General features: G+C 71.8%; 9 protein-coding genes. 3 read left to right on the top strand and 6 right to left on the bottom strand.

Annotated features, from left to right (window positions below; translation table 11 throughout):
• Positions 1–748, bottom strand: a 748-nt coding sequence (locus MLY01S_RS11230; protein ID WP_169795150.1) for a SulP family inorganic anion transporter, incomplete at its 3' end; no start/stop codon positions are given.
• A 73-nt stretch (positions 749–821) separates the two neighbouring features.
• The gene (locus MLY01S_RS11225; RefSeq protein WP_067192142.1) at positions 822–1,205 is read right to left on the bottom strand and encodes a MerR family transcriptional regulator; all 384 of its coding nucleotides are present in this window, start codon (positions 1,203–1,205) and stop codon (positions 822–824) included.
• A gap of 280 nt (positions 1,206–1,485) precedes the next feature.
• Between MLY01S_RS11225 and MLY01S_RS11220 the strand changes: the two genes are divergently transcribed.
• A complete protein-coding gene (locus tag MLY01S_RS11220; protein ID WP_067192139.1) occupies positions 1,486–1,926 on the top strand; it encodes an arsenate-mycothiol transferase ArsC in 441 nt (146 codons plus the stop codon).
• Between the two features lie 100 nt (positions 1,927–2,026).
• Here the strand turns inward: MLY01S_RS11220 and MLY01S_RS11215 are convergent, their stop codons facing one another.
• Positions 2,027–3,676 (bottom strand): thiamine pyrophosphate-dependent enzyme, encoded by a 1,650-nt coding sequence (locus tag MLY01S_RS11215; protein WP_067192137.1) that lies wholly within the window; start codon positions 3,674–3,676, stop codon positions 2,027–2,029.
• Positions 3,677–3,998: 322 nt separating this feature from the next.
• Here MLY01S_RS11215 and MLY01S_RS11210 point away from each other — a divergent pair, with 322 nt between their 5' ends.
• Together MLY01S_RS11210 and MLY01S_RS11205 are read left to right on the top strand one after the other, a co-directional pair.
• The gene (locus tag MLY01S_RS11210) at positions 3,999–4,721 is read left to right on the top strand and encodes a CGNR zinc finger domain-containing protein (protein ID WP_067192135.1); all 723 of its coding nucleotides are present in this window, start codon (positions 3,999–4,001) and stop codon (positions 4,719–4,721) included.
• Between the two features lie 33 nt (positions 4,722–4,754).
• Positions 4,755–5,780, top strand: a complete 1,026-nt coding sequence (locus MLY01S_RS11205; RefSeq protein ID WP_082740141.1) for an L-lactate dehydrogenase — start codon at positions 4,755–4,757, stop codon at positions 5,778–5,780.
• 103 nt (positions 5,781–5,883) lie between these two features.
• Here MLY01S_RS11205 and MLY01S_RS11200 read toward each other — a convergent pair whose 3' ends face one another.
• The 3 genes from MLY01S_RS11200 to MLY01S_RS11190 all read right to left on the bottom strand — a co-directional run bounded on the left by MLY01S_RS11200 (position 5,884) and on the right by MLY01S_RS11190 (position 8,636).
• Positions 5,884–6,267, bottom strand: coding sequence for a hypothetical protein (locus tag MLY01S_RS11200; protein ID WP_067192134.1), 384 nt, complete (start codon positions 6,265–6,267; stop codon positions 5,884–5,886).
• 176 nt (positions 6,268–6,443) lie between these two features.
• Complete coding sequence (locus MLY01S_RS11195) at positions 6,444–7,007, bottom strand: hypothetical protein (RefSeq protein ID WP_255218026.1); 564 nt, start codon at positions 7,005–7,007, stop codon at positions 6,444–6,446.
• Positions 7,008–7,226: 219 nt separating this feature from the next.
• Positions 7,227–8,636: an MATE family efflux transporter gene (locus tag MLY01S_RS11190; RefSeq protein ID WP_067192145.1), complete on the bottom strand. Its 1,410-nt coding sequence runs from the start codon at positions 8,634–8,636 to the stop codon at positions 7,227–7,229.
• Between the last annotated feature and the right edge of the window lie 158 nt (positions 8,637–8,794).

Raw genomic sequence — 8,794 nt, 5'->3', positions numbered from 1 at the left:
CGAGCGCGTAGGGGGCGAGCAGCTGCAGGGTCTCCAGGGTGAAGGGCACGTCCGGGATGAGCAGGGCGGGGAGGGAGTCCGGCAACTGGCCCTTGTCCCCCACGGTGGGCACATCCACGGCGAAGGCGAGGGTGAGGGCCGTGACCACCACGATCGCCACCAGCGGGGCGGGGACCACCGTGGTCACCCGCGGCAGCAGGAGGATGATCGCCAGGCCGAGCGCCGTCAGCGGGTAGACCAGCCAGGGGACGCCCATCAGGTCCGGCAGCTGGGAGCTGAAGATCAGGATGGCCAGGGCGTTGACAAACCCGACCATCACAGAGCGGGGCACGAACCGCATCAGCTTGGCCACGCCGGCCAGGCCAAGGAGCACCTGGAAGACGCCGGCCAGGATCACGGCGGCGAAGAGGTGGTGCAGTCCGTGGGACTGCACCAGGGGCGCCACCACGAGGGCCGTGGCCGCGGTGGCCGCGGAGATCATGGCGGGCCGTCCGCCCACGAAGGCGATGGCGATGGCCATGGTGGCGGCGGCGAAGAGGCCGACCTGCGGGTCCACTCCGGCGATCAGCGCGAACGCGATGGCCTCGGGGATCAGCGCGAGGCTGACCACGAGTCCGGCCAGGACCTCGGTCTTCAGGCGGCGGGGCGAGCGCAGGGCGCGGCGGACGGACTGCTGCTGCTCCGGGGGCTCCACAGGGGTGTCGGCGGGATCAGGGGGCGCGGGGGAAGGAATGCGAGAGTCGACCATGGCTCAGACTCTAACCTTACGTAAGGGTAGAGTTGCCGACCTCCCCCAAAAAGAGGGGCAGATCACACGCCCGTCAGTGCGCGAGGCCCTCCAGCTCGGCCAGCAGCTCGTCCGCCTGGGCCAGCTTGCGGGCCAGGGTCTCCCGACCGCGGCGGGCCCGCTCCAGGAACCCGTCCAGCACGGCAGGGTCGTCGCCCACCGCTCCGGACTCGAGCAGCTCGAGCATGCGGGAGGTCTCCTCGAGACTGAACCCGAGCGGAACGATGTGCTTGACCCGCCGCAGTCGTTCGACGTCGTCCTCCGTGTAGAGACGGAAGCCGCCCTCGCTGCGGGCGGACGGCGGAACCAGCCCGACGTCGTCGTAGTGGCGGATGGAGCGCAGGGAGAGTCCCACACGCTCGGCCACCTCACCGATCTGCATGGTGCGGCCACCCACCTCACCGGTGCCCTCGCCCATCGTCCTCACCTCTTCTCTGCCGGCGCTCGCGCCGCGGATCCGCACTCCGCCCTCGCACCGCGTGCTCCACGCCGCCCCTCGACCCTACCGGGGCACCGGGCGTGCCGCATGACGCCACCACACCCGCTTCCCGACGACGGCCACCGCACACGATTGACACTCGCCTCGGCTCGATTCTTCCTCCATATCGACAGTTGTCGATATGTTGTGGGGCCCGACGCCGTCCGGCGCTGCCAGGCCACGACTCCTCATCCCCTCACCACTCACCCAGGAGATCCCCATGATCGCACCCGCAGAGCAGCCCCGCCCCTCCGTCTTGTTCGTCTGCAAGAAGAACGGCGGCAAGTCCCAGATGGCCGCCGCCCTCATGGAGCAGCTGGCCGGCGACGCCGTGGAGGTCCACTCGGCCGGCACCCACCCGGGAACGGCGATCAACGCGCTGTCCGCGGAGACCGTGGCGGAGGTCAGTGCGGACATGTCTGCGGGCACGCCGAAGGCGATCGACCCGGAGCTGCTGCGCCGGGTGGACCGCGTGGTGGTGCTCGGGTCCGAGGCCCGCGTGGAGCCGGCGGCGGACATGGCCGGCACGGTGGAGACCTGGCACACGGACGAGCCGTCCGAGCGCGGGATCGAGGGAGCCGAGCGCATGCGCCTGGTCCGCGACGACATCGCACGCCGCGTGCGCGATCTCCACACCGAGCTCACCTCGTCCCCTCGGTGACAGCGGCGAAGGGCGGGCAGGCTTCGGGGACTCGACGGCCTCTCGAACGACAGTGCCCGGGGACTCGACGTTCTCCCGAACGGAAACTCAGGGTGTGGCGTCAGTACGCCTTGACCCGCTGCTCCACGATCAGGTGGATCAGCGCGAACTGCCCGCCCTGCACGGCCTCCAGCGCCGCGTCCACCGCCGCCGGCACATCCGCATCCTGCTCCACACGCAAACCCACGCCACCGAACGCCTCGGCCATCGTCGCGAAGTCCGGGTTCTTCAGCTGGGTGCCGGAGATGCGCTGCGGGTACTGGCGCTCCTGGTGGGTGCGGATGGTGCCGTACTCCTGGTTGTCCATGACCACCACGAGCGGCGTGGCACCGTACTGGGCCGCGGTCGCCAGTTCCTGGCCGTTCATGAGGAACTCGCCGTCGCCGGCAATGGTCACCACCACGCGGTCCGGGAAGTTCAGGGAGGCGGCCACGGCACCGGGCACGGAGTAGCCCATGGAGCCGTTGCGGGCGGAGATCATGGCCCGGTATCCCTCGGTGGGGAAGTAGCGGTGCGCCCAGTTGGTGTGCTCACCGGCGCCGAGGGAGATCATCGAATCCTTCGGCAGCTTCGGCATGAGGTTCGCCATCAGGGTCGCCATCCTCGCCTGACCGTCGCACGGCTCGGCGGCCGGCAGCGCCGCGAACTCCTCCTGCTCGCCGCGCATGCGCCGGGTCCACGCACGCCACTCGTCCTTCACGGCGAGGTCCATGCGCACCAGGTCCCGGACGAACACGTCCGGCTTGGCCACGATCTGGTGGGACACCGGGCCGGAGCGGCCGCGCAGGGACGGGTCGATGGTGACCAGGAAGTTCTTCTTGTCCCAGTTCTGGCGGATGGTGAAGCCGTCGGTCACCACGTCGCCGGGGACGGTGCCGACGAACACGATCAGGTCGGTCTCCTCCAGCAGCTTCTGCGTCCAGTCCGGGCGGCCGTAGCCGATGGGCCCGATGTAGGACGGCGAGGAGAACGGCACGGTGCCCTCGGTGCGCCACTCGGCGGCGGCCGGGATCTCATGGGTCTCGAGCCACTCGGTGAGCATGGCAGCGCCCTCGTCGGTCCAGTCGTTGCCGCCGGTGATGAACAGGGGCTTCTCGCAGCCCTTCAGAGCGGAGTGCAGCGCCTTCCAGTCCTCCACGGTCATGCCGCCCTGGGCCACGGGGATCTGCGGGTGCAGCGCCGCGGAGATCTCCTCCTGGATGACGTCCTCCGGCAGGCCGACCACCACGGGGCCGGGCCGGCCGGAACTGGCGGCGAACATCGCCTCGGCCACGATCTCGGACGCACGCTCCGCATGGTCCAGGACCATGACGCGCTTGGCGCCGGTGTTGAACCAGGCGTGCGGGTCGAACTCCTGGAAGGCCTCGCGGTCGCGGTGCTCGAACGGGATCAGTCCCACGAACAGCACCATGGCGGTGGAGTCCTGCCAGGCGGTGTGCAGGCCCACGTGCGCATTGGCCGCGCCGGGGCCGCGGGTCACCATGGCCACGCCGGGGACCTCGTTCATCTTGCCGTCGGCCTCGGCCATGTAGGTGGCGCCGCCCTCGTGGCGGCAGACGACGTTCTCGATCGAAGAGTCGTGCAGGCCGTCGAGCACATCCAGGTAGGACTCTCCGGGCACGGTGTAGATCCGCTCCACTCCGTGCGACTCGAGGGTCTTCACGATCACATGGCCGGCGGACATCCGGCCGGCGTTCTCCGTCTGCGACATCGGTCGTCTCCTGACTTCGTGGGGCGCCGCCTCGTCGCGGGCCCATGCCTCGGTGCCACCGCCTCCCGTGACGGCGGTGTGCTGATCACGCTAGCCGAGCCTCCCCCGCCTTTCGAGGATTGAGAAGTCGGCATCCACATCATGGGCATGTGGACGGAGTGTGACAGCGTGTCCGTTCCGGCCACCGGCACACGGGCCGCCGGCGGCGGCCACCTCCCCTTCCCGACGACGGCACTGCCCTCCGCCTGGCCCCTCACCCGTCCTCGAGCAGGGAGGCGACGTGCCCTGCCGAGGCCCGGGGCCGTCGTCGTACAGTGCAGACATGCTCTCCCCACGCACGCTGGACCGCCTCCACTTACTCACCACGTTCCTCAACACGGCGCCGGGCCCGCACGGCGGGCAGGTGCTGGAGGAGCGGCTGGTCTACGGCACGCAGATCCCGGACGTGGTGCCGGCGGTGCACGAGGGGAAGTCCCGGGTGCGCGTGGCCAACGCAGCGCTGCAGCGGGCGCATGCGCTGCGCGGCCGCGTCGCGGCGCTGTGGACCGCCGCCGATGCCGGCGAGGACGTCACGGAACCGGTCAACGAGCTGCTGGCGGAGGTCGGGGCGCTGGCCCTGGTGGAGACGGAGGAGGGCCTGGTCTACGGCCCGGCCTCGCAGACCTCGGACGCCGTCGAACGACTGACCGCGCTGGCCGCGCTGACCCTGGCGGACGTGATGGCCGAGGGCGAGGCCGCCCGGCTGCGCGTGTGCGCCGGCGAGGACTGCGGCAACGTCCTGGTGGACGCCAGCCGCAACCGCTCCAAGCGCTTCTGCGACGAGGCCAACTGCGGCAACCGCCTGCATGTGCGCAGCTACCGGGCCCGTCAGGCCGAGGCCGCCGAGGCCGCTGAGGACGACGCGGCCGAGACGACCTCCGGGAACTCCGGCGAGCACACCTCCGGGGACAAGGACAAGGCGACCAAGAAGTCCAAGAAGAAAAAGAAGAAGGACAAGGACAAGAAGAAGGGCAAGAAGAAGGGCAAGAAGAAGCCCAAGGACTGATTCCTGCCCGCCATGGCGCCTAGGGTGTGGGGCATGAGCGACCAGCACGACGCCACGCCCACGTCCCTGACCGCAGCCACCGACCCGTCCGTCTCAGCCCCGACCTCCCCGCGCCCGGAGTACCGCAAGGTCGGCGTGATCGGCGCCGGCGCCGTGGGCACCTCGGTCTGTTTCTCTGCCCTGATGAGCGGAGTCGCGGACGAGGTCGCCCTGTACGACATCGACGAGGCCAAGGTCCGTGCCGAGGTCCTGGACCTGGCCCACGGGACCGCATTCACCGCCGCCCACACCATGACCGGAGGCGCCGACCCGGCGGTGTTGTCCGGCTCCTCGGTGGTGGTCATCACTGCCGGGGCGAAGCAGAAGCCGGGGCAGACCCGCCTGGACCTGGCCGAGGCCAACGTGGCCATCCTGCGCTCGCTGGTCCCCACCGTGCAGGAGCACGCACCGGACGCCCTGCTGGTGCTCGTGACCAACCCGGTGGACGTGCTCACCCTGGTGGCCCAGCGGATCTCCGGCCTGCCCGCCGGACGGGTCATCGGCTCCGGCACCCTGCTGGACACCGCCCGACTGCGCTGGCTGCTGGCCTCCCGCGTGGGCGTGCACCCGCGCTCGGTGCATGCCGCGGTGCTCGGCGAACACGGGGACACGGAGTTCCCCGCCTGGTCCACGGCCTCCGTGGGACCGGTTCCCCTGTTGCGCTGGCCCTCGGCGGCGGCCCCGCAGTTCACCCGCCCGGACCTGGACGCGATCGCGGACTCGGTGACCAACGCCGCCTACGAGGTCATCCAGGGCAAGGGCGCCACCAACCATGCGATCGGCGTGGCCACGAACCGCCTGCTGGAGTCCGTGTTCAAGGACGAGCGTGCCGTCCTGCCGGTGTCCACCGTCCTGGACGGCGAGCACGGGCTCACCGACGTCGCCCTGTCCCTGCCCTCCGTCGTGGGACGGGCCGGCGTGCTCCAGGTGTTGGAGACGGACCTGGACGCCGGTGAGGTCCGCCAGCTGCAGGCCTCGGCCCGGGCGCTGCAGGAGGCGGCGGGGTCGCTCGGGTTCTGAGCGCCCCGACGTCTCCCGTCGCCCTTCCCGTGACACCTCCACCGATCGGGACGAGCGGGTGCAGGCCGGCCGGGGTCGTGGCGTGCGCGCTGCGACGGGACCTTTAGTCGGCGCCGTCCCGCCCCTCCCGCTGGGCGCGCTCACGGGCGCGGCGGGCGTCCACAGCCTTCTGGTGCATCTCGGCCGAAGAGCGGTTCACACCGGAGCCCTGGGAGAGGTGCTCGGGGTTCTCGCGGGCGGCGAGCTGGAGCATGGCCACCACCACGAGGGAGACCACGAAGAACACGCCGAAGGCGATCAGCCCGACGTCGATGCGCAGCGGCTTGGAGGTGCCGCCGGAGGCGGTGATCGCCGCGACGATGCCACCGACCAGGCCCAGGGCCGCCGAGAAGATCAGCGGCGCCTTGACGGTGTCCTTCAGGCCTCCGCGCTTCTGGCCGCCACGGGGATCCTGGCTGCGCGGGGAACGGGAGGACTGTGCGCTCACTTCGGGACGCTCCTGACTGGTTTCGGGACCGGCTCACGCCTGCGGTGGGATGGACGCACCCGGCAGGGGGCCGTCGTCGGGCAGGCGCGCCCCAGTCTACGCGGGGTGCGCAGACGGCGCCGAGGGGTTTGCGGAGGGCGGAAGGGGGAACGACGACGGGCCCGCGCCTGACGCTGTCAGGCGTCGGTCTGCGCGGCCTTGCGGACGTCGAGGTACATGCCGACGCCGGAGACCGCCATCATGACGCCGAGGATGAGGGCGCCGCCGCCGGCGATGCCGAGCTGGGCGTGCTGATTCAGACCGGAGCCGAGGAACAGGCCGATGCCCGAGCCGACGCCGACCGCGCCGGTGATCAGCTGGTCGCGGGCCGGGGCGAACTCGCGGCGGTGCCTGAACCCGGCGACGAGCTCGGCGACGCCGCCCAGCAGCAGGGCCGCGCCGGCGGTGATGCCGACGCCGGCCGGGGTGGAGAAGAAGAACAGGACGATGGTGCCGAGCATCCAGGCCGCGGCGGCCATGGACAGCGGGGAGCGCATGGCCTCCGGGACTGGGTCGCGGCGCAGGTACTCCCACATCGCGGAGCCGGAGAAGACGAGGTAGAGCGCCAGGGAGATCTTCATCCACATCGTGCCCGGCTCCTGCACGAACACGGTGGTGAGGCCGAAGATCAGCGCCACGCCGGCGCGGATCAGGACGGGCTTGGACATGACGTCGGCGACGTCCACAGGGGTCTTGGTCACGGCAGGCACCCGACAAGTCTAGGCCAGCACCCACGCCGCCTTTTGGGGATATAACACGGCGTTGAGATCGCAGAACGTGACCGTGTCTTTTCCCCACTTCGCGCTTGCCCACCTCGCGCCGCCCACGTCGCGCCCGCCCACGTCGCGCCCGCCCACCTCGCGCCGGCGGCGAGCCCGCTCACGTCGCGTCCGCCCACCTCGCGCCGGTGGCGGACGCGCTCACGCCCCCGCGCGCATCCAGGCGTCGGAGCGGGAGCGCAGGCCCAGAGTGAGGGCACGCATGCCCATGTAGACGAAGCCGAAGCCCACCCAGAGCATCGCCAGCTGCTCCGGCGGGGCAGGGACGTTCGCCCAGGGATCGGACCAGTCCACGGTCCAGCCCAGTCCCCCGGCGGCCACCTCCGCGATCACCGAGAGCACCGGGGCGTAGACCGCCACGTTCACCACGCCGGCCAGGGCCAGGTAGCGCGCGTCGCCGGCGCCGATGAGCACGCCGTCCAGCACGAACACATAGCCGGCCAGCGGCTGGCTCAGCGCCAGCACCAGCAGCCCGGCGGTGGCCGCCGCCTGCACGCCCGGCTCGCCGGTGAACAGCGGCGGCAGCACCCAGGCGAGCCCGCCCAGCAGGATCCCGGTGATCACGCCGAACCAGAGAGACCACCGGACCATCACCCGGGTCAGCTCCCGGGCGGTGCGCACGTCCCCGCGGCCGAGCTCATGGCCGATGAGCGCCTGCGCGGCGATCGCCAGGGCGTCCAGGGCGAAGGCGAGCGTGGAGAACAGGGTGAACACGAGCTGGTGGGCGGCGAGGACCTCGTCCCCGGCACCGGTGGCCACCAGCACCGTGAGCAGGATGGCCAGGCGGAGGCTGGCGGTGCGCAGCAGCAGCCAGGAGCCCACCTGGGCCGTCGCCCGCATGCCGGCACCGGAGGGAACCCAGCCGGTCTCGGCGGCCCGGAAGCGCGGGGCCAGCACCAGCAGGTAGGTGACCAGCATGGCCCACTGGACCACAGAGGTGCCGATCGCCGAACCGGCCACCCCCAGTCCGGCCCCGTAGACGAGCGCCCAGTTCAGGACGATGTTCACACCGAAGCCGGCGGCGGCCACCACCAGCGGGGTCCTGGTGTCCTGGAGGCCGCGCAGCACCCCGGTGGCCGCGAGCACCGCCAGCAGGGCCGGGATGCCGGGCATGGACCAGCGCAGGTACGCCACCGCGTGCTCCTGCACTTCCCCGCTGCCGCCGAGGGCACCCACCAGCCACGGGGCGGCGAACCAGCCGGCCACCGCGAGCACCACGCCGATGAGCACGCCGAGCCACATGCCGTCCCGGCCGCGGGCCATCGCCTCGTCCCCCCGGCCCGCGCCGGTCAGCCGGGCGACGGCCGGGGTGGTGGCGTAGGCGAGGAAGATCAGCAGGCCGGTGGCCGTGTGCAGGACGGTGGTCCCCAGGCCCACACCGGCGAGCTGCGCGGTGCCCAGGTGACCGACGATCGCGGTGTCCGCAAGCAGGAACAGCGGCTCGGCGATCAGCGCCCCGAGCGCCGGCACGGCCAGCGCCAGGATGCGGCGGCCGAGGCCCTCGGTCACGTCCGTCCGGGCCTCACCCCCGCCCTGCGGCGCGCCGTCCACGGACGCCTGCGGCTCCCCGGCGCCCTCCGGGGCACCGCGGCCGGACGACCCGGCCCCGCGCCCCGGCGAGGCGGACGGCTCGGCCGGGCGGCCGTCGTCGTGGTTCCGGGCGTTCACAGGCCGAGCAGGGACAGGTAGGGGACGAACGCACTGGGCTG

This window comes from Micrococcus lylae NBRC 15355 (genome assembly GCF_001570885.1).
Classification (GTDB): domain Bacteria; phylum Actinomycetota; class Actinomycetes; order Actinomycetales; family Micrococcaceae; genus Micrococcus; species Micrococcus lylae.
Note: the sequence above shows the minus strand (reverse complement) of the source record. Positions and strands in the feature narration are given on the sequence as shown.

Coding starts and splice junctions, on each gene's coding strand:
- MLY01S_RS11225 (WP_067192142.1), bottom strand. CDS start 1,205: ATGGGCGAGGGCACCGGTGAGGTGGGTGGCCGCACCATGCAGATCGGT.
- MLY01S_RS11220 (WP_067192139.1), top strand. CDS start 1,486: ATGATCGCACCCGCAGAGCAGCCCCGCCCCTCCGTCTTGTTCGTCTGC.
- MLY01S_RS11215 (WP_067192137.1), bottom strand. CDS start 3,676: ATGTCGCAGACGGAGAACGCCGGCCGGATGTCCGCCGGCCATGTGATC.
- MLY01S_RS11210 (WP_067192135.1), top strand. CDS start 3,999: ATGCTCTCCCCACGCACGCTGGACCGCCTCCACTTACTCACCACGTTC.
- MLY01S_RS11205 (WP_082740141.1), top strand. CDS start 4,755: ATGAGCGACCAGCACGACGCCACGCCCACGTCCCTGACCGCAGCCACC.